The organism is Candidatus Legionella polyplacis, from assembly GCF_002776555.1.
GTDB lineage: Bacteria > Pseudomonadota > Gammaproteobacteria > Legionellales > Legionellaceae > Legionella_E > Legionella_E polyplacis.
This window is the reverse complement of record NZ_CP021497.1, coordinates 158481-179071: the sequence shown is the minus strand read 5'-3', so window position 1 is coordinate 179071 and position 20591 is coordinate 158481. Positions and strand designations below refer to the sequence as shown.

Below are 20591 nucleotides of genomic sequence, written 5' to 3'. Positions count from 1 at the left end.
TTTTTATTAATAAATTAAGATTTATATCTTATATAAATTTTGTTTTTTTGTATAAAATATTTTTAGTGTTTTTTAAGTTTAAATTAAGTTATGATTAATAGAGAAATAATGTTTATTGGTAAAAATATTTTGTTTTTTTTTAAATAGTTATTTGTTTTCATATTTATTGAATATGTTAAGTTTATATTATTAAAGTTAATATTATTAATTTTTTCATTTAAAGGAGGAAGAAATTGTTTGAATTAATGGAATCAAAAAAGGATAACATAATTATTAAAGTTATAGGAATAGGTGGTGGTGGTGGAAATGCTGTAAGTTATATGGTTAATAAAAATTTTAATAAGAATAATATAGAATTTATTTATGCCAATACAGATAAGCAAGCTTTAAAGAATTCTAATGTAAAGATTCAAATTCAATTGGGAGAAACTTTGTCAAATGGTTTTGGTGCTGGATCAAATCCTAATCTTGGTAGAGAATCAGCAAATGAAAGTAAAGATAAAATTAAGGAAATTTTGTTTGGAGCAGATATGCTATTTATTACTGCTGGAATGGGTGGTGGAACTGGAACTGGTGCATCTCCTGTATTTGCTCAAATATCTAAGGAGTTAGGAATTTTAACTGTTGCTGTTGTTACTAAGCCTTTTTTATTTGAAGGCAAACAGAGATCTTTAATTGCTGAAGATGGAATTTATCAATTAAGTAAATATGTTGATTCGTTAATCGTTATACCAAATAGTAGATTAGTTACGGTTCTTGGAAAAAAAATTACTTTGGTTAATGCCTTTAAAGTTGTTAATGATATTTTATTTCGAGCAGTTAAGGGTATTTCTGATTTAATTGTTAAGCCTGGATTGATTAATGTTGATTTTGCTGATATTCGTACTGTTATGTCTAAAACTGGTATAGCAATGATAGGTACTGGAAGTGCTTTTGGCGATGATAGAGCTTGTAGAGCAGCAGAATCAGCTATTTCTTCTCCTTTTCTTGAAGGTATAAATCTTTCAGGTGCTCGTGGAATATTAGTAAATATTACTTCTAATGAAAGTATATCTGTTGGTGAGTTTCAAGAAGTTGGTGATATAGTAAGAGAATTTATTCTTGATGATGCAACTGTGATAATTGGTTCTGTCATTGATGAAACAGTAAAAGAAAAAATTATGGTGACAGTTATAATTACTGGTCTTAATAATTGTTTTTATATAGATAAAAATCAACATAATAATATGTTATTAAATTTTTCGAGAAAAAGTTTTATTGTTCCATCTAGGAATAATAGTAGTATTTTTGAGTTTTGTAAATTAGATAATTCTTTAATGTCTAAGTTTAAAAAAAATAATTTACGTGAGGCAACAAAATTAAATGGGGATTTAATTTCTAATGAAAGAGATTCTTTAGATATTCCGAATTTTTTAAGAAAAAAAGATGAGAAATTAGAATAGGATTAAAATGTGTTGTACAAAATATACAGTAATATTTAATGTGAGATTAATTTTTATAAGTAAAAATACTTAATTATGTTTAAATTATATGTGCATTAAAAGTTTAGTATATATTAAGAGAAAAATATTGTTTGTTTTTTTAAGTATTAATTGTTAATAGTAAAATTTTAATTATTGAATATTTATTTAATTAAAGTAAGTTATTATATTTTTAAATATTTTTTAGAAAATAAATTACTTTTAGTTTTTTTTTCATATTTAAAGATAGTAAATATTCATAAGTTTATATAATAGAGATAAGAATTATTATATGACTGTTAGAGATATAATGTATTTTATTAAAAATGATGAACAGTTAAGAAGAATTTCTAAGCCAATTTTAGATTTTGATGATTCTTTACAGGTTTTAATTGAAGATATGTTTGAGACTATGTATAAATTTAATGGAATTGGTTTATCTGCACCTCAAGTTGGAGAGAATGTTAGGTTGTTTGTTGTAGATATTTTCAAAGAAAAAGGTAATAAGTTTGTATTAATTAATCCTGAAATTATTGAATCTAAAGGTATAACAAATTCTTATGAAGGTTGTTTATCTATTCCTGGTATTCATGCGTGGATTGTTAGATCTAAAGAGATAACTGTTCGTGCATTAGATCGATTTGGTGTTTCTTTTGAAAAAAGTGTTGATGGTTTATTGGCAGAATGTTTTCAACATGAAATTGATCATTTGGATGGGAAATTGTTTATAGATTTTCTTTCTCCATTAAGGCAATATTTTTTGAAAAAGAAAATAAAAAAAATAATAAAAAATAGTGAAAAACATTTTTGATAATATAATTTTAATTGTAAGGATTATTTTTGAGAATTATTTTTGCTGCTACTGGTAATTTTGCTTTGCCTTGTATAAAGCTTATACATAGATCGGATATTTTTAAAATAGTTGGAATATACACTCAACCAGATAATTATTCAGGGAGAGGTAGAAAATTGAAAATGTCTGATATTAAAAAATGGGCTTTAGAATATCAATATCCTATATATCAACCAAAGAATTTTAAAGATCATTTAGTTATTGATGAAATGAAGAATTTAAATTCTGATATATTGATAGTATCAGCGTATGGCAATATTCTTCCTTCAGAAGTTTTAAGTATACCTACTTTTGGTTGTATCAATATTCATCCATCTTTATTACCTAGATGGAGAGGTGCTTCTCCTATAGAATATGCTTTATTGCATGGAGATAAAAAATCTGGTGTTACATTTATAAAAATGGATTCAGGCATAGATACTGGTGATATTTTATATAAAAAATGTTGTCCAATTTTTTTAGAAGATACTGCTTATTCTTTAGGAATTCGTTTGTCTAAATTAGCAGAATCAATGTTATTGAATGTTCTTAATCTTTTAATAAAAAAAGAAATAGTTATAAAAAAACAGAATAAATGTCAAGTAACTTATGCTAGGAAGATAAAAAAAAGTGATGCAGTAATTAATTGGAATAAATCAGCTTTGGAAATTAAAAATAAGATTAGAGCGTTAAATCCAAAGCCTGTAGCACATACTTATGCTATATTGTATAATAATAAGATTAATATAGATTATAAATTATTAATAAAAATTTATTGTGCAGATGTCAATAATTTAATGTTGATATATGGTAAAAAACCGGGTACCATTCTTGCAATCAATAGAAGGTGGATAGAAGTTTGTACGGGTTTTGGTAGTTTATTAATAAAAGAATTACAATTTCCTGGATCTAAAGTAATGAAAGTAAGTAGTTGGTTAAATTCTAATCGTTTTAAACTTTGTATAGATTTGGTTTTGGGATGAATGATTTTAGACTAGAATCATATCTAGTGTTATTAAAAGTTTTAAAGAATAAAGTAACACTTAATTTTTTGATTAAAAATAAAAAAATTTCTTCTTTATCTAAAGAAATTTGTTTTGGTGTATGTAGAGAATATTACAGGTTAAATATTTTAATTAATATTTTTTTAAGAAAACGTATTAGATTTATAGAGGTTTTAATTGTATTATTAATAGGTATATATCAATTACGATATATGAAGAGAGTATCTAATTATATTGTAATAAAAGAAAGTTTGTTTTTATTAGATGTAATAAATAAATCATGGGCAAAAAGTTTGGTAAATGCTATATTAAGGCAATATTGTCTTTATGTAGATAAATTGTATTTGGAAAACAATAATGATTTTATTTTTAATCATCCGAATTGGTATATACAAGAAATACAAAAGGATTGGCCGTTAAATTGGGTTCAGATTTTGAAAGCAAATGACTGTCATCCTCCAATGAGTTTACGTGTTAATAAAATTTTTATTAGTAGGGAAAAGTACTTATTTTTTTTAAAAAAAAAAAATATAGATGGTTTTCCTCACATATATTCTTCAGTTGGTATTACTTTAAGTAAAGCTTGTAGTATTAAAGATTTACCTTATTTTCAAAGAGGATATGTTTCGGTGCAAGATGAATCTGCACAAATAGTTATTTCTTTATTGTCTTTAAAACCTGGTTTAAGAGTGCTTGATGCTTGTTGTGCTCCAGGAGGAAAGCTTAGTCATATTTTAGAAACTGAATCAAGATTATTAAGTTGTGTAGCAGTTGATTGTAATCAGAAACGTTTGAATAAAGTTAAAGAAAATTTATTACGTTTGCAATTGAAGGCTACTTTGATAAAAGGAAATATATTAAATCCAAAGGATTGGTGGGATGGTAAGTGTTTTGATCGTATTCTTTTGGATGTTCCATGTTCTGCTACAGGTGTTATTCGTAGATGTCCTGATGTAAAAATATTACGTACAAAGAAAGAAGTATTATTTATGAGTTCTTTACAAAAATGTTTTTTAAAAACTTTATGGCCTTTACTTGGTTTTAATGGGATATTAGTGTATGTTACGTGTTCAGTTTTGAAAAAAGAAAATGAAGAAGTAATTAAAGATTTTTTAGAGAATAATAAAGATTGTGTACTTTGTAAGAAAGATGTTTTTTGCGGTATAGATACTGGATATGGTTTACAGATTTTACCTGGGATTAATAATCAAGATGGATTTTTTTATAGTGTTTTAAAAAAAAGGAATAATTAAATATTTTTATTGTTAAAATAATTTTTTATTAGTATTAAGATTGGATAATTTATTATTATTTATCTATATCTAAAAAAGTAATATTGATATTAAATTTTATATTATTTTTATTTTATTCTACAAATATATTCTTTTGTTCTTGTATCAACTTTTATAAAATCTCCTTTTTGTATGAAGTTAGGTACACGTATTTTTAATCCTGTTTCTAGTATTGCTATTTTATTTCCGTTTTTTGATATTTGATTTTTAAAATTTGGATTAGTTTCTATTACGAAAAAATTTATAAAGTTAGGAGCAATAATATGTATCGGATTTTTATTCCATAATGTTAAAGTGTATATTTCTTCTTCTTTAAGCCAAATTTTTATGTTAGATATATCATTTTTTTTTAATTCATATTGTTCAAAATTGTTAATGTTTATAAAATTCCATGTATGTAAATGTTGGTATAAATATTGTACATTAATGTCAACAATGTTAGCTGCTGGTAATTTTTCTCCAGCTTTATATGTGCGTTCAATAATTTGATTATTTTTTAGATTTCTAATTTTTATACGTACGAATGCTTGTCCTTTTCCTGGTTTTATAAAATGACTTTCTATGATAATATATGGATCATTGTCAACAATGATTTTTGTTCCAATTTTAAATTCATTGGTATGGTAATTAATCATAAAATTTAATTTTTTAATATGTTTTTTATTGTTAATATTTATAAAAGTTTACATATTATAGGATAACTTGATTTTGGAGAGATGGCAAAAAGTTTTATCAAGAAGTTTTTATAAAGTACAAGAATTATTAAAATTTCTATTACTTCCTGTTAATGTTGGAAATTTGGAAGCAGAAAAAAATTTTAAGACTAAAGTTCCTTTAAGTTTTGCGTTACGTATAAAAAAACGTAATTTTAAAGATCCTATTTTACTTCAAGTTTTAGCTGTTAAAAAAGAATTGAAGGAAAAATTAAATTATGTTAAAGATCCTTTAAAGGAAAAGAATATTAATGTTGAAAAAGGTCTTTTACATAAATATCATGGACGTGTTTTATTAATTTTAACAGGTTCTTGTGCAGTTAATTGTCGTTATTGTTTTAGAAAGTTTTTTTCTTATAAAAATAATACATTACAAACTGGAAGATGGGATTATGTATTGAATTATATAAATAAAAATTCTTCTATTAAGGAAGTTATATTAAGTGGTGGGGATCCATTGTTAGTGTCGAATAAAGTATTATTTAATTTATTTAATAAATTAAATGATATTGATCATTTGAAAATTATTAGAATTCATACTAGGATTCCTGTAGTTTTTCCAGAACGTATTGATAAAAATTTTTTAGATATACTTCATAAGGTTCGTTTACAAAAAGTTATTGTTTTACATATTAATCATCCTCAAGAGTTGGATAATTCTATTTTAAGTGTGTGTACATATTTAAAGAGCGTAGGTTGTTATTTGTATAATCAATCAGTTTTATTAAAAAATATTAATAATGATGTCAATATTTTAGTGAAATTAAGTTATTGTTTATTTTCTTTTGGAATTTTGCCGTATTATTTACATCTTTTAGATAAAGTTGAAGGAATTTCACATTTTGATGTTCATATAGATGAAGCAAAATGTATATATAGAGAATTGCAAAAAAAGTTACCTGGATATCTTGTTCCTAAATTAGTTTATGAAAATCCGGAATGCTTAAGTAAAATATTAATTTCATAAATTTTATATATATAAATTATCAGTTTTTTATGTTATTTTTATAAGTTTATAAGTTTATGTTTTGCTTTTATGAACTATAATCTTCTTTGTAAGAATATTAAAATGTGTAATATAGATTATATTTTATTTATATAAAAAATTTTTTTGGTAGATTGTGATTTGTAATATGAGTATATACAAAGATTTTTTTAATAGGTTGTAATATTAAATTTATTTTTTAAAAGTTTTTTTTTTAATAAAGATTTATTCTATAATTAAAAGAGTTTAAAAAATAATGTTTTATATATTTTAAAGAAACATTTTATTTATAATAAAAATAAATTTTATGATTAGTATGATTGCGGTTGTCGATAAAAGAGGAGCTTTAGGAAAAAATAATAGTTTATTATGTTATTTACCTGATGATCTTAAAATTTTTAAAAGAGTTACAATGGGATTGCCTGTGATAATGGGTAGAAATACATTTATTTCAATAGGAGAAAAACCATTAGTAGGAAGATTAAATTTAGTTTTAAGTAATAGAAATTTTAATTTTTATAAAAGTAAGTATGAAAAAAATAATGTTAAAATTTTAAGTTCTTTAGAAGATACATTAAATGTAGTAAAGGATTATAAAGAATCGGTAGTTATTGGTGGAGCAATGGTATATAGAAAATTTTTTCCATTTGTTTCAAAAATTTATTTAACTGTTATACATAATATTTTTAAAGCTGATGTTTATTTTCCTAAATTTAATATAAATAACTGGAAGATTAGTAGAAAAATATTAAAATTAAAAGATGATTTTAATCCATTTGATTTTACTTTTTATTGTTATGTAAAAAGATAATTGTAATTTATAATGGGATATAAGGTTTTATGTAAAAATGGAATTCATTAAATAAGTTATTTTTAAAAAAAATAATTAATAAGTATGTTATCAGTGGTAATATATTTTTTATATGAAAGATTTAGAATCTTCTTATATAAGATTTATTTTTAGTAATATATTTTTTTACATATATGGGTCTGTAGCTCATTTTGGTAGAGCACACCCCTGATAAGGGTGAGGTAAGTGGTTCAAATCCACTCAGACCCAAAATAATTTGTATAGTTTGTATATATTAATAGTCATTATAATGTTGATAATATTTTGTTGATTGGAGTTTTTAAAGTTTAATATTTTTTAGTTAAGTTAAATTTATAAAAAGTGAATTTTATTTTTTTGTGAAAAGTTTATAAATAATTAATAAAAATTGTGATGTTTAAAATAAAATTTTATGTTAGAATAAAGTATAATATTTTTATATTTTTTGTTATGCTGATATAGCTTAATTGGCAGAGCAACTGATTTGTAATCAGTAGGTTCCAGGTTCAATTCCTGGTGTCAGCATTATAGTTTTAATTCATTTATTATTTTTTTTAAAATGTTATTTATCTTATTTTTTAATAAATAGGAATTTTAATTATAAATTATACAAATTTTAATTGCTTTTGAATATTTTTGGAGGGGTTCCCGAGTGGTTAAAGGGATCAGACTGTAAATCTGACGACTTAATGTCTTCGAAGGTTCGAATCCTTCCTCCTCCATATTTAGTTTTATAATTTCTATTTAGATAGAAAATATAATATTAAAAATTTTTATATTATAAAAATGTATTTTTGCGGGCGTAATTCAATGGTAGAATCTTAGCCTTCCAAGCTAATAATGTGGGTTCGATTCCCATCGCCCGCTTTTGTTTATTACCATTTTGCCCACATAGCTTAGTGGTAGAGCGCTTCCTTGGTATGGAAGAGGTCGTTGGTTCGAGTCCAGTTGTGGGCATATATTTTGTTTTTTTTTAAGAATTCAGTATATGTTTTATTAAAGTTGAATTTTATTTTTATATTTTGATTTGATATGTATTATGAAATAGTAAAATTTTAATTATTTATATTTTATAAAATTTATTAATGTTAAATATTTATATTTAACAAAATATAAGGATAAGTATATTCATATTAATATTGTGAATTAAACATAAATTTTATTTATGATATTTTTATAATTTTAAATTTATATATTTTTAGAAATTTTTAGAACAAATAATAGTAAAATTATAAGTATAATTATTTATTATGTTATAATATAGGGGTATTATTTGTTTTTACAATATGAAAATTGGTTATTTAATTATATAGTTTATTTTTTTAATAAAAAATTTTATGTTTGTGAATAGGTCAGTAGCTCAAATAGGAAGAGTAACGGTCTCCAAAACCGTGGGTTGTGGGTTCGATTCCCTCCTGACCTGTATTTTAGTTATTTGAGAGTATGGTGAAATATTTAAATAAATTATTTAAAAGAAATATAAGAGTTTTATTATGGTTTTTTTGTTTTATTATAAATATAATGTTTTTTTATGCAATTTATGTAAATTATGCATTTTATATTAAATTAATGATAGGTTTTTTAAGTTTATTTTATACTATTTTAGTATGTATTTCTTCTATTCAGGGAAGGTTATTTTTTAAGTTTATTAAAGAAGCAAAAATTGAATTATACAAAGTTGTATGGCCGAACAGATCAGAAACATTTAAGTTAGTATTAGTTGTTATTGTTATTATTTTTTTTGCTGCTTTATTTTTTTGGTTTATAGATTCTATAATTATTTGGTTAGTTTCTAAGTTAATATATTTGGGTTGATGAAAATATAGTGAAAAATAGTGAAAATATTAAAAAATGGTATGTAGTACATGTATATTCTGGGTTTGAAAGATTAGTAATGAGGGAAATAAAATCTAAAATAAAACAATTTTGTTTGGAGGATAAAATAAGTAATGTTGTAGTTCCTTCTGAAGAAGTTGTTGAGATGCGATTTGGAAAAAAAAGAAGAAGTACACGCAAATTTTTTCCTGGATATGTGTTGGTTTATATGATTATGGAAGATAAGACGAGAAATGTTATTCGTGAAATTCCTAGAGTTTTAGGGTTTATTGGTGGAACAAGAAATTCTAGAGTAGGAATAGAAAAATGGCCAACTCCAATTTCTGATAAAGAGGTTGAGGTAGTTTTACAACGTATAGAAGATGGAGTTAGCAAACCTAAGCCAAAAGTATTATTTGAATCTGGTGAGCTTATTCGTATAAAAGATGGTCCTTTTATTGATTTTAATGGGGTAGTGGAAGAGGTTAATTACGAAAAAAGTCGTTTGAGGGTTGCTGTTTTAATATTTGGAAGATCTACACCTGTAGATTTAGAATTTAGTCAAGTTGAAAAAACTTAAATCGAGTTTTTTGCAATATAAATTTATTTTTTTTAATAAAAGTATTATACTATTTGATTAGTAGATTTTAAAGAGATTTAATTTTTTATTTTGGTTAATGTTAAAAGTATTTTTTGTTATTTTATTAGAATTTTATGTTTTTTTGTATGTTTAATTTTTAATTAATGGAAAATATTGTAATGCTTAAAAATATTGAATCAATAGTTAAGTTGCAAATACCTGCTGGAAAAGCGACTCCTGCTCCTCCTGTTGGTCCTGCTTTAGGTCAGCATAGGGTTAACATTGTTGAATTTTGTAAGAAATTTAATGAATCTACTAAAAGTATGAAATTGGGGTTAATTGTTCCTGTTGTAATTAAGGTTTATTCCGATCGCAGTTTTGATTATATGATCAAATCTCCCCCTGTGTCAATTCTTATTAAAGAAGAATTAGGTATAGATAAAGGTTCTGATTTATCTAATAGTAGGAAAGTTGGAAGTTTAAGTTATATTCAACTTAAAAAGATAGCTATTATAAAAATGAATGATTTGACAGCATCTAATTTACAATCTGCTATTAATTGTATAAAAGGAACAGCAAAAAGTATGGGAATAGATATAGAGAAGAATTTAAATTGAGTGATAGGAAAGATTCATAAAATTTATTATGACAAAGATAAGTAGAAAAAGAAAAGATATTAATAGATTGATTAACTATAATTCTTTATATAAAATAGACGATGCTATTGAGTTTCTTAAGAAATTTTCAAGTAAAAAATTTGAAGAGAGCGTAGATTTATCTATTAATTTAAATATAGATATTAAAAATCCTGAGCATTTTATTAAATCATCGATATATATGCCTAATGGTTTAGGAAAAATATTTCGTGTTGCTGTTTTTGCTCAAGGGGATAAATTGATTGAAGCTGAAAATGCAGGTGCTGATTTATCTGGATTTGAGGATTTGTTTAAAGAAATAAAAAATGGAAATTTAAATTTTGATATTGTTATTTCTACTCCGGATTCAATGAATTTAGTTAAAAGATTAGGCAAGATATTAGGTCCAAGGGGGTTAATGCCAAATATTAAAATGGGTACTATTACTAATGATGTAAGTAAAGCAGTTTTGAATGCAAAGTCTGGACAGGTTTATTATAAGACTGATAAATATGGTATAATTCATTGTAAAATTGGAAAAATTACTTTTTCTTGTAAAAAGTTATTAGAGAATATTAATGTGTTAATATTTGATTTAAAGAAAAATAAACCTATATCAGTCAAAGGTAATTTTTTTAAAAAAATATTTTTATCAACTACTATGGGTCCTAGTTTATCTATTGATATTAGTACTTTAATTAAATAAATATTTAAATATTTTAAGTATAAATTAATTTTTTTAAAATTTGGTTAATATCAAATTAGAGGTGTTTTTTTAAGTTTTTTGGAGATTAAAATTTATGTTATTAACTTTAGATAAAAAGAAAGATATTGTTAAAGAAATTGTTAAAGTTTTTTCTGAAGTTTTTTCAATTGCTTTAATAGATTTTTATAGCTTAAATTCGAATCAAATGAATGAATTACGATATAAAGCACGTAATACTAAGGTTTATGTACGTGTGGTTCGTAATACTTTATTGTATAGATCATTTCAAGAAATGAATTTAAGTAATTTAAATTTTAGTTTGGTAAATTCTACTTGTTTTATTTATTCAAAAACATCATATAAAGATGTAGCCGCATTATTGACAGAATTAATTAAAAAATTTGGAAAAATTAAAATTAAATTATTTATGGTTAATGGATTGGTTTATGGTTGTGAAAAATTAGATTTTTTTGCAAACCTTCCTAGTTATAAAGAAGCAATTATTAGTTTTTTACATTTAATAAAAGCTCCTATTAATAGAATTTTAAAGGTATTTTATTTAATTTTATTAAGATTATTTAAAATTTTATATTTAGTAAAAGACGTAAAAAAACGCAGTATTATAACCAAATAAAAAAAATAATATTTTTAGTCAACTATTAATAAATTTTATATTTTATGTTTGTTTTTAGCAAGGAGAATTAAATATGACAATATCAAAAGATGAAATTCTTGAAGCAATATCTAATATGTCTGTAATGGATGTAATGGATTTAATTCATGCTATGGAAAAGAAATTTGATATTTCTTCTTCTTCTATAGTTTCTGTATCAGACAGATTAAAAGAAGAAGGAAAAACTGAAGTTGTAGAGAAAAAAACTATGTTTGATGTTGTTATGACTAGTTTTGGATCTAATAAAATTTCTGTTATTAAAGTTATTAGGGAAATTACAGGTCTTGGTTTAAGAGAAGCTAAAGATTTGGTAGAAAAAATTCCTGTTGTTGTAAAGAATAATTTATCTAACGATGAATCTTTAGATATTAAACAAAAATTAGAAGATGTTGGAGCTTCTGTCGAAATAAAGTAGTGTTATTTTGTATTAATAGTTTATTTGATTTATATTTGAATATTTTATATTTTGTATTTTTAAGAGGTGTTTTTATATGATGGAATCCAAAAATTTTGGTTTTTTATTTTCGAAAGAAGAAAATAAAGTTAAATATTCTTATTCTGAAAAAAAAAGATTTAGAAAGAGTTTTGCAAAGCAATTTGATATGTTGGATATTCCTCATTTACTTGATATTCAGATAAAATCTTATAAAGATTTTTTACAAATGGATAAATCTGTTGATCAATTAAAAAATACAGGTTTACATGCTGCTTTTTTATCAGTGTTTCCGATTGATAGTTATTCAGGAAATATAAGATTAGAATATATTAGTTATAAGTTAGGTGAACCTAATTTTAATGTTTATGAGTGTAAATCTCGCGGATTAACTTATTCTTCACCTTTAAGAGTACGGATAAGATTGATTATATTTGATAAAGATATTTCTAATAATAATAATAAAAATATTAAAGATATTAGAGAGCAAGATGTTTTTATGGGAGATATACCATTAATGACAGATGTTGGTACATTCGTAATTAATGGAACAGAGAGGGTCGTTGTGTCTCAACTTCATAGATCTCCTGGAGTTATTTTTGAACATGATAAAGGAAAAACTCATTCTTCAGGGAAAATATTATATTCTGCTCGTATTATTCCTTATCGTGGTTCTTGGTTAGATTTTGAATTTGATCCTAAAGATTGTCTTTTTGTTAGAATTGATAGAAGAAGAAAATTTCCTGTTACAGTGTTACTAAAGGCGTTAGGCTATAATAGTAAAGATATATTAAAAGAGTTTTTTAAATTTATTATTTGCGAATATAAAAATAATGTATTTTATATACATTTAATGCCTAAATGGTTGAAAGGAGAAATTGCATTTTTTGATATTACGGTTCCTGGAACTGATAATATCATTATAAGAAGTGGTTGTCGCATTACGGATAAACATATTAAAGTTATGGAAGAGTATGATATTAAATGTTTAGTAGTTCCTAAAGAATATTTGTTAGGAAAGATTTTGGCTGATGTTGTTGTTAATGTTTCTAAAAAAGATGAAATATTGGCTATGCCCAATGATGAGATAACAATAGATTTGTTAAATAAAATTATAGAATCTAATATATGTAGTTTTAGTATTTTATATATAAATGATTTAGATCATGGACCATATATTTCTGATACGTTAAAAATTGATACAACTTATAGTCAGTCTGAAGCATTAGTTGAAATTTATCGTATGATGAGACCTGGAGAACCACCAACAAAAGAGTCTGCTGAATCTTTATTTAAAAATCTTTTTTTTGTTGAAGATAGATACGATTTGTCCTTAGTTGGCCGTATGAAGTTTAATCGACGTTTAGGAAAAAAAAGTAATTTAGGATTAAATACTTTAACTAAGGAAGATATTTTATTAGTTATTAAAACTCTTATAGATATTAGAAATGGAATTGGAATGGTTGATGACATTGATCATTTAGGAAATCGTAGAGTAAGAAGTGTTGGAGAGATGACTGAAAATCAGTTTCGTATAGGGTTAATAAGAGTAGAAAGATCGATTAGAGAGCGTTTAGGATTGATAGATATTGATAACGTTATGCCTCAAGATTTAATTAATGCCAAACCGATATCTGCTACAATTAAAGAATTTTATGGTTCTAGTCAATTGTCTCAATTTATGGATCAGGTTAATCCGTTATCTGGAATAACACATAAACGTCGTGTTTCTGCTTTAGGTCCAGGGGGGTTGACCAGAGAAAGAGCTGGATTTGAAGTAAGAGATGTTCATACTACTCATTATGGTAGAGTTTGTCCGATTGAAACTCCAGAAGGTCCGAATATTGGTCTAATTAATTCTTTATCAGTGTATGCTAGAATTAATGATTATGGATTTATTGAAACTCCTTGTAGAAAAATTGTTAATGGTTATGTAACCAATAGAATTGAATATTTATCAGCAATTGAGGAAGTAGATCAATATATTGCGCAGTCTAACATAGAAATTAATAAAGATGGTTATATAATTTCAGATTTAGTTCCTTGTAGACATAGAAATGAGTTTTTGTTGTCTCATAGAGATAAGATAAATTATATGGATGTATCACCAAAACAAATTGTATCTGTAGCGGCTTCTCTTATTCCTTTTTTGGAACATGATGATGCAAATAGAGCTTTAATGGGTTCTAATATGCAAAGACAGGCTGTTCCTACAATACAATCAGAAAAACCTTTGATAGGTACAGGGATGGAAAGGATAGTAGCTTCTGATTCCGGAGTTTCCATCGTTGCAATGAGAAGTGGGATAGTTGATTTGGTTGATTCTTCTCGTATTGTTATTAGAGTAGATGATAGTGAAATTCCCTTAGAAGATTCAGGTGTAGATATTTATAATTTAGTTAAATATTCTAGATCAAATCAAGATACTTGTATTAATCAAAGACCTATTGTTTTTAAAGGTGATTATATTAAAAAAGGGGATATTATAGCGGATGGTCCTTGTACTGATATGGGTGAACTTGCTTTGGGTCAAAATTTATTGGTAGCTTTTATGCCTTGGAATGGATATAATTTTGAGGATTCTATATTGATTTCTGAACGTATAGTACATGAAGATAGGTTTACTTCAATTCATATAGAAGAGTTATCGTGCATAGCTCGTGATACAAAATTAGGAATAGAAGAAATTACTTCTGATATACCTAATATTGGTGATTTTGCACTGTCTAGATTAGATGAGTCTGGAATAGTTTATGTTGGAGCAGAAGTTAGTGCTGGAGATATATTAGTTGGGAAGGTTACTCCAAAAGGAGAATCTCAAATTACTCCAGAAGAGAAATTATTAAGGGCAATTTTTGGTGAGAAAGCTTCTGATGTGAAAGATACATCTTTAAGAGTTCCATCTGGGATGAGTGGGACTGTTATTGATGTTCAAATTTTTACAAGGGATGGCATGCAAAAAGATTTGAGATCGAAAATTATTGAAGAAGAGCAGTTAATGAAAGTTAGAAAAAATTTGAATGATGAGAAAAGGATTAGAGAAGAAAATATATATAGTAGGATATATAATTTATTAATTAATAATAAAGTAGTTTCTGCTCCTGGAATTCAATCAGGTGTTGAGATTAATTCTGTTCATTTAAGTAGCATTAGTAGAGAGAATTGGATTAATATTATAGTAGATAATTTAGAGGTTAATAAGCAAATTGAAAATCTTTTTAAACAATTATCTCTTTTAGATAAAGAAATAGAGAATCGTTTTTGTAAAAGCAGAAAAAAAATTATACAAGGAGATGATTTAGCTCCAGGAATATTGAAGATTGTTAAAGTTTATTTGGCAGTAAAACGAAGAGTTCAGCCTGGAGATAAAATGGCTGGAAGACATGGAAATAAAGGAGTTATATCAATTGTTGTTCCAGTTGAGGATATGCCATATATGGAAGATGGTACTCCTGTAGATATTATATTAAATCCACTAGGAGTTCCTTCTAGAATGAATATTGGACAAGTTTTAGAAACTCATCTTGGATTTGCTTCTAAATTTATTGGAAAAAAAATTTCTGATCTTCTTGATAAAGGTTGTTCTTTAGATGTTTTAAGAAATTTTTTGAATCAAGTATATAATAAACATAATAGGAAACCTATTAATTTAGATGAATTAGATGACAATCAGATATTGATTTTAGCAAATAATTTGAGAAATGGGTTGCCTATGGCTACTCCTGTTTTTGATGGAGCTACTGAGGATGAAATTAAATATATGTTAAATTTAGCTGGTTTGCCTTCTAATGGAAAAGTTATTCTTTATGATGGAAGAACTGGTAGAGCTTTTGATAATCCAGTTACAGTTGGCTATATGTATATATTAAAATTAAATCATTTAGTTGATGATAAGATGCATGCTCGTTCTACTGGGTCGTATAGTTTGGTTACACAGCAACCTTTAGGAGGTAAAGCTCAGTTTGGAGGACAACGTTTCGGAGAAATGGAAGTGTGGGCTTTAGAAGCATATGGTGCAGCTTATTCTTTACAAGAGATGCTTACAGTAAAATCAGATGATGTTTATGGTAGAACTAGAATATATAAAAATATTGTTGATGGAAATCATTATATGGATCCTGGAATGCCTGAGTCATTTAATGTGTTATTGAAGGAAATTAGAGCTTTAGGTATTGATATTGAATTATCAAGTGATTAAGATGATTTTTATTTTGTATATTTTTATTTGTTAAGTTTTAGGATTTTATGGTTTAAGGTATAAGAGATAATGGATAATTTATTAAATTTTTTTAAAAAACAGAATAATCAAGGTGAAGAGTTTGATAAAATTCGTATTTCTCTTGCTTCTCCTGATTTAATTCGTTCTTGGTCTTATGGTGAGGTTAAGAAACCTGAAACAATTAATTATAGGACTTTTAAACCTGAAAGAGATGGTTTATTTTGTGCAAAAATATTTGGTCCAGTTAAAGATTATGAATGTTTATGTGGAAAATATAAGAGATTAAAACATCGCGGAGTGGTTTGTGAAAAATGTGGAGTTGAACTTGCTTTATCTAAGGTAAGAAGAGAGAGAATGGGTCATATAGAGTTAGCTAGTCCTGTTGCCCATATATGGTTTTTAAAATTACTTCCTTCAAGAATTGGATTATTATTAGATATGACTTTGCGTGATATTGAAAGAGTTCTTTATTTTGAATCGTTTGTTGTTGTTGATTCTGGAATGACTTCATTGGAAAAAGGACAAATTTTAAATGATGAAGCATATTTGAATGCTATAGATAAGTATGGAGATGAATTTGACGCTCGTATGGGTGCAGAGGCTATTCGTGATTTGTTACGGCAAATTGATATAGAAGAGGAAATTAAATTATTACGAAAAGAATTGCCAAGTATTAATTCTGAAACAAAAACAAGAAAAATAACTAAAAGATTAAAATTACTTGAAGCTTTTTATGAATCTAAAAATAAACCAGAATGGATGGTTTTAGATGTTTTACCTGTTTTGCCTCCAGATTTAAGGCCATTAGTTCCTTTGGATGGTGGTCGTTTTGCTACTTCAGATTTAAATGATCTTTATAGGAGAGTTATTAATAGAAATAATAGACTTAAAAGATTACTTGATTTAAGTGCTCCAGATATAATAATTCGTAATGAAAGGAGAATGCTTCAAGAAGCAGTTGATGCATTATTAGATAACGGACGTCGTGGTAGGGCAATAAATGGTTCAAATAAACGACCTTTAAAGTCTTTAGCTGATATGATCAAAGGAAAACAAGGAAGATTTAGACAAAATTTATTAGGAAAGCGTGTAGATTATTCTGGTAGATCAGTTATTGTTGTTGGTCCTACTTTACGTTTGCATCAGTGTGGACTTCCTAAGAAGATGGCTTTGGAGTTATTTAAACCATTTATTTTTAGTAAATTAGAGTTTCGAGGATTTGCCAGTACAATTAAGACAGCTAAAAGAATGGTTGAGAATGAGGATCCTGTAGTTTGGGATATTTTAGATGAAGTAATTAAAGAGCATCCTATATTATTAAATAGAGCTCCTACTTTACATAGATTAGGTATTCAGGCATTTGAACCAGTTTTAATAGAAGGAAAAGCTATTCAACTTCATCCATTGGTATGTACAGCTTATAATGCTGATTTTGATGGAGATCAAATGGCGGTTCATGTACCATTAACTTTAGAGGCTCAACTTGAGGCTAGAGTTTTAATGATGTCAACAAATAATATTTTGTCACCAGCTAATGGTGAACCTATTATTGTTCCTAGTCAAGATGTGGTGTTAGGATTGTATTATTTAACAAGAGAACGAATTTTAGCAAAAGGGGAAGGAAAAGTTTTTTCTAGCATACAGGAAGTTAAAAATTTTTATGAGGCTGGTTATATTGATCTTCATGCAAAAATAAAAGTTCGTATTTATTGTAAAAATGATAATGTTCATAATTACGAATTAGTAGATACGACTGTAGGAAGGTCTATTCTTTTTGATATTTTACCTGATGGAACTTCTTTTAGTTTAATAAATAAAACTATGACAAAAAAAGTTATTTTGAAGGTAGTTGATATTTGTTATCGTAAATTTGGATTGCAAAAAACTGTACTGTTTGCGGATAACTTAATGTATATGGGGTTTAAGTATGCTACTCGAGCTGGTGCTTCTATTGGAATTGAAGATATGATTATTCCTAATGATAAAGTTTCTATTATTAATCAAGCTGATAAAGAAGTTCGTGAAATTGAATCTCAGTTTAGATCTGGGCTTGTTACTAATAGAGAAAGATATAATAAAGTAGTTGATATTTGGTCTAGAGCCAATGAAGTTATAGCAAGGTCTATGTTATCTGAAATTGCTAAAGAAAAAATTTTGGATTCTGATGGAAGTATTTTGTTTCAAGAATCTTTTAATCCAATTTTTATGATGGCAGATTCTGGTGCTAGAGGTTCAGCTGCTCAAATTCGTCAACTTGCTGGAATGAGAGGATTAATGGCTGCTCCGGATGGTTCTATAATTGAAACACCAATTACTGCTAATTTTAGAGAGGGACTTAGTGTTTTTCAATATTTTATATCTACACATGGTGCAAGGAAAGGTTTAGCAGATACCGCATTAAAGACTGCTAATTCTGGTTATTTAACAAGAAGGTTAGTAGATGTTGCTCAAGATGTAGTTATAACTGAATTAGATTGTGGTACAAAAAAAGGTATTTTAATGCATTCTTTAATAGAAGGTGGTGATATAGTAGAGCCTTTACGTGAACGAGTGTTAGGTAGAGTACTTGCATCTGATATTTATATAGATGATAAAAAGGTTCCTTATATTTCTTATGGTACTTTATTAGATGAAATTTTAGTTGAAAAACTTGATAAATTTGGTATAGATCAAATTATGGTTAGATCTCCTATTACTTGTGAAACTAGATTCGGTCTTTGTGCGAATTGTTATGGTCGTGATTTAGCTAGAGGTCATTTAGTTAATACTGGAGAAGCTGTTGGTATTATAGCTGCTCAATCTATTGGAGAACCTGGAACGCAATTAACAATGCGTACTTTTCATATTGGTGGAGCGGCTTCTAGATCTACTACTTTAAATAGTATTTGTGTAAAAAATTCTGGTATTGTAAGACTTCATAATATTAGAACAGTCAAACATAAGAATAATAATCTTATTACTATTTCTAGGTCAGGAGAGTTGTCTATTATCGATGTTTTTGGTAGAGAAAAGGAACGTTATAAATTACCTTATGGTGCTATATTGACTGTTCATGATGATGTTAAGGTAGAATCAGGACAGGTTATTGCAAATTGGGATCCACATACTCATCCAGTGATTTCTGAAGTTGGTGGAAAATTAAAGTTTGTTGATTTAATAGAAGGTTTAACAATGCATCATCAAACTGATGAAATAACTGGTATAACTAATATTGTGGTTGTAGATGCTAAACAGAGAGGAATGATAGGAAGAGATTTAAAGCCGATGGTTAAGTTAGTTTCTGATGATGATAAAGATATTTATTTATCTGGTACTGGTATTCCAGCTCAGTATTATCTTCCATCTGATGCTATAATTAATTTTGAAGATGGATGCATTGTTGAATTAGGAGATGTAATTGCTCGTATACCTAAAGAACGTTCTAAAACTAGGGATATAACTGGTGGATTACCTCGTGTTGCAGATCTTTTTGAAGCTAGAAAGCCAAAAGATTCTGCTGTTATGGCTAAAATATCTGGAATAGTTAGTTTTGGAAAGGAAACGAAAGGAAAGAGAAGGTTGATTATTTCAGTTTCTGATAAAGAAAAATATGAAGAGTTAATACCTAAGTGGAGAAACATTTCAGTATTTGAAGGAGAACATGTTGAGAGAGGTGAAATTCTTTCAGAAGGCCCCTTAAATCCTCATGATATATTGTCTCTATTAGGTATTGGTGCATTGTCTAATTATATTGTTAATGAAGTTCAAGATGTATATCGTTTGCAAGGAGTAAAAATAAATGATAAACATATTGAAACTATTATTAGACAAATGCTAAGGAAACGTGTTATAACTTTTGTTGGGGATTCTAAATTTTTATTGGGGGAGCATGTTGAAGAGGGAATTCTTTTAGAAGAAAATGATAGATTAACTTTAGATAATAAACAAATAGCAAAAGGAGTCCCAATTTTATTGGGAATTACTAAGGCTTCTTTATCTACTGAATCATTTATTTCTGCCGCTTCTTTTCAAGAGACTACTCGTGTTTTAACGGAAGCTGCAGTTAGTGGAAAAACGGATGAATTAAGAGGTTTAAAAGAAAATGTAATGGTAGGACGTTTAATACCTGCTGGTACAGGATATACATATCATAAACTTCGTAAAAAAAGAAAAAATAAAGTCAAATTGTTTTGTGATAAAGAAAACAACATGATTACATCACATAAGGTTGATCGTGATTCAAATAAAGTATTTGATATGGATGATAGAATAATGAGTTAATAATTTTATTATTTCTTAAATTATTGTGAGGTTAAATTAATTTTTTTAAAAATAAAAAATTTTGTTTTTTGATATGATATAATTGTTGATCAATTATTTTAATTAGGATTTTTTCAGGTAAATTTTTAAATTTTGTGTAAGTATGAGGTTTGAAT

Annotated in this window: 15 protein-coding genes and 6 tRNA genes; 20 read left to right on the top strand and 1 reads right to left on the bottom strand. The window is 26.3% G+C overall.

Annotated elements, in window-relative coordinates; genetic code table 11:
* The first annotated feature begins 233 nt into the window (after positions 1 to 233).
* The 4 genes from ftsZ to rsmB all read left to right on the top strand — a co-directional run bounded on the left by ftsZ (position 234) and on the right by rsmB (position 4549).
* Entirely contained in the window at positions 234 to 1442 is a 1209-nt protein-coding gene (gene ftsZ, locus CCU22_RS00935) for a cell division protein FtsZ (protein WP_100114732.1), read from the top strand.
* A 310-nt stretch (positions 1443 to 1752) separates the two neighbouring features.
* Positions 1753 to 2271 (top strand): peptide deformylase, encoded by a 519-nt coding sequence (gene def / locus CCU22_RS00930; RefSeq protein WP_100114731.1) that lies wholly within the window; start codon positions 1753 to 1755, stop codon positions 2269 to 2271.
* A 29-nt stretch (positions 2272 to 2300) separates the two neighbouring features.
* Positions 2301 to 3275 (top strand): methionyl-tRNA formyltransferase, encoded by a 975-nt coding sequence (gene fmt / locus CCU22_RS00925; protein WP_100114730.1) that lies wholly within the window; start codon positions 2301 to 2303, stop codon positions 3273 to 3275.
* Complete coding sequence (gene rsmB, locus CCU22_RS00920) at positions 3272 to 4549, top strand: 16S rRNA (cytosine(967)-C(5))-methyltransferase RsmB (RefSeq protein ID WP_100114729.1); 1278 nt, start codon at positions 3272 to 3274, stop codon at positions 4547 to 4549. Before fmt ends, rsmB begins: the two co-directional genes overlap by 4 nt.
* Positions 4550 to 4656: 107 nt before the next feature.
* On the opposite strand, the gene efp is transcribed toward rsmB, so the two are convergent.
* Complete coding sequence (efp, locus tag CCU22_RS00915) at positions 4657 to 5223, bottom strand: elongation factor P (RefSeq protein ID WP_100114728.1); 567 nt, start codon at positions 5221 to 5223, stop codon at positions 4657 to 4659.
* Positions 5224 to 5290: 67 nt separating this feature from the next.
* On the opposite strand from efp, the gene epmB reads away from it, so the two are divergent.
* The 16 genes from epmB to rpoC all read left to right on the top strand — a co-directional run bounded on the left by epmB (position 5291) and on the right by rpoC (position 20436).
* Complete coding sequence (gene epmB, locus CCU22_RS00910) at positions 5291 to 6268, top strand: EF-P beta-lysylation protein EpmB (RefSeq protein ID WP_100114727.1); 978 nt, start codon at positions 5291 to 5293, stop codon at positions 6266 to 6268.
* A 334-nt stretch (positions 6269 to 6602) separates the two neighbouring features.
* On the top strand, positions 6603 to 7097 hold the full coding sequence (locus tag CCU22_RS00905) for a dihydrofolate reductase (RefSeq protein ID WP_233485116.1): 495 nt from the start codon (positions 6603 to 6605) through the stop codon (positions 7095 to 7097).
* A 175-nt stretch (positions 7098 to 7272) separates the two neighbouring features.
* Positions 7273 to 7346 (top strand) — tRNA-Ile (locus CCU22_RS00900).
* Between the two features lie 221 nt (positions 7347 to 7567).
* Positions 7568 to 7640 (top strand) — tRNA-Thr (locus tag CCU22_RS00895).
* Between the two features lie 113 nt (positions 7641 to 7753).
* A tRNA-Tyr gene (locus tag CCU22_RS00890) sits at positions 7754 to 7837 on the top strand.
* A 74-nt stretch (positions 7838 to 7911) separates the two neighbouring features.
* Positions 7912 to 7982: transfer RNA gene (locus CCU22_RS00885), tRNA-Gly, on the top strand.
* An 18-nt stretch (positions 7983 to 8000) separates the two neighbouring features.
* Positions 8001 to 8072 (top strand) — tRNA-Thr (locus CCU22_RS00880).
* Positions 8073 to 8464: 392 nt separating this feature from the next.
* Positions 8465 to 8538 (top strand) — tRNA-Trp (locus CCU22_RS00875).
* A gap of 20 nt (positions 8539 to 8558) precedes the next feature.
* Positions 8559 to 8930 carry a preprotein translocase subunit SecE gene (gene secE / locus CCU22_RS00870; RefSeq protein WP_100114725.1) on the top strand — a complete coding sequence of 124 codons (372 nt, stop codon included), beginning with the start codon at positions 8559 to 8561 and terminating at the stop codon, positions 8928 to 8930.
* 10 nt (positions 8931 to 8940) lie between these two features.
* Positions 8941 to 9510 (top strand): transcription termination/antitermination protein NusG, encoded by a 570-nt coding sequence (gene nusG, locus CCU22_RS00865; protein WP_199485682.1) that lies wholly within the window; start codon positions 8941 to 8943, stop codon positions 9508 to 9510.
* A gap of 179 nt (positions 9511 to 9689) precedes the next feature.
* Positions 9690 to 10127 carry a 50S ribosomal protein L11 gene (gene rplK, locus CCU22_RS00860; protein ID WP_100115028.1) on the top strand — a complete coding sequence of 146 codons (438 nt, stop codon included), beginning with the start codon at positions 9690 to 9692 and terminating at the stop codon, positions 10125 to 10127.
* 28 nt (positions 10128 to 10155) lie between these two features.
* Positions 10156 to 10851: a 50S ribosomal protein L1 gene (gene rplA / locus CCU22_RS00855; RefSeq protein ID WP_100114724.1), complete on the top strand. Its 696-nt coding sequence runs from the start codon at positions 10156 to 10158 to the stop codon at positions 10849 to 10851.
* Between the two features lie 94 nt (positions 10852 to 10945).
* The gene (gene rplJ / locus CCU22_RS00850) at positions 10946 to 11485 is read left to right on the top strand and encodes a 50S ribosomal protein L10 (RefSeq protein WP_100114723.1); all 540 of its coding nucleotides are present in this window, start codon (positions 10946 to 10948) and stop codon (positions 11483 to 11485) included.
* Between the two features lie 73 nt (positions 11486 to 11558).
* A complete protein-coding gene (gene rplL / locus CCU22_RS00845; RefSeq protein ID WP_100114722.1) occupies positions 11559 to 11939 on the top strand; it encodes a 50S ribosomal protein L7/L12 in 381 nt (126 codons plus the stop codon).
* A gap of 79 nt (positions 11940 to 12018) precedes the next feature.
* Positions 12019 to 16155, top strand: a complete 4137-nt coding sequence (rpoB, locus tag CCU22_RS00840; RefSeq protein WP_100115027.1) for a DNA-directed RNA polymerase subunit beta — start codon at positions 12019 to 12021, stop codon at positions 16153 to 16155.
* A 69-nt stretch (positions 16156 to 16224) separates the two neighbouring features.
* On the top strand, positions 16225 to 20436 hold the full coding sequence (rpoC, locus tag CCU22_RS00835) for a DNA-directed RNA polymerase subunit beta' (RefSeq protein WP_100114721.1): 4212 nt from the start codon (positions 16225 to 16227) through the stop codon (positions 20434 to 20436).
* Positions 20437 to 20591: the final 155 nt, after the last annotated feature.